Annotated in this window: 1 protein-coding gene and 1 pseudogene; both read right to left on the bottom strand. The window is 76.4% G+C overall.

What is annotated here, in order from left to right; genetic code table 11:
• Positions 1-648 (bottom strand): LLM class F420-dependent oxidoreductase (locus DQW85_RS22290; RefSeq protein WP_113702143.1); only part of this gene is annotated, 648 nt, incomplete at its 3' end.
• Positions 645-1,022 (bottom strand): annotated as a pseudogene (locus DQW85_RS22285) (acetyl-CoA C-acyltransferase); the annotation flags it as partial. The gene DQW85_RS22290 and the pseudogene DQW85_RS22285, both read right to left, overlap by 4 nt.

The raw sequence follows: 1,022 nt of genomic DNA, 5'->3' as shown, positions 1-1,022 counted from the left end.
GGCCACCCGGGGAGCCGGGCGCCCGGCCTCGGTGGCGGCGGAGCGCAGCCGCTCCACCAGGGGGGCGGCCGAGGCGGGGGTGATCAGGTTCAGCACCAGCCGGTCGGCGATGGCAGCGGCGACGCCGACGGCCGCCGGTCCGAAGGCGGCGACGGTCAGCTCCGATCGGGGCGCTTGCAGGCGCAGGTGGTAGCCGCTGGCGCGTACGGTCTCACCGTCGAACGAGGGCCTGCCCCCGTCGAGCAGCTCACGCAGCACGACGGCCGACTCCCGCAGCCTGGTCACCGACCGGCTCCGGTCGCGCCCGTGCCACTGCGTCACCACCACGGGGCTGGAGGTGCCGATGGCGACGCCGACGCGACGCCCGGTCAGGTCGGCGACCGAGGCCACGCCGCGCGCGATGGTCATGGGGTCGCGCACGGCGACGGCGAGCGGCCCCACGGTCAGCCCGACGCGCCGGGTCTCGGCGCCGAGCACGGCGGCCAGGGCGAACGCGTCGTAGGTGGCCATCTCACCCACCCACAGCTCGTCGTAGCCGAGCCGGTCGGCGGCGCGCGCCGTCAGCAGGGCCTCGCCGGGCGGCCGGTCCTGCCAGAACCCCAGGGAGACGCTCAGCCGGGGGACGGGTGTCGCGGAACCGGCTGTCATCGCACGCGCTCCACGACCGTGGCGCTGCCGGTGCCGGCGGCGCCGCTGACCGCCACCACGCCGTAGCGCCCGCCGGTCCGTTCCAGCTCGTCCACGCAGGACGCGAGGAGGATCGGGCCGGTGGCGCCGAAGGCGTGGCCCATCGCGATCGTGCCGCCGTTGGGGTTGAGCTGCTCGTCGGAGATGCCCAGGTCCCGCTGGAGCTTCAGGCACGTCGCGGCGAACGCCTCGGCCACCTCGAACACGTCGACGTCGGCGGGAGTGAGCCCGGCGCGCTTCAGCGCCTTCTCGATCGCGGCCTGGCCCGCGGTGAGCATGATGACCGGGTCCACCGCGGCCGTGGCGGCGGCGAGCACCCGGGCGCGCGGGCGCAG

This window comes from Nonomuraea lactucae, assembly GCF_003313395.1.
In the GTDB taxonomy this organism is placed as follows: domain Bacteria; phylum Actinomycetota; class Actinomycetes; order Streptosporangiales; family Streptosporangiaceae; genus Nonomuraea; species Nonomuraea lactucae.
Note: the sequence above shows the minus strand (reverse complement) of the source record. Positions and strands in the feature narration are given on the sequence as shown.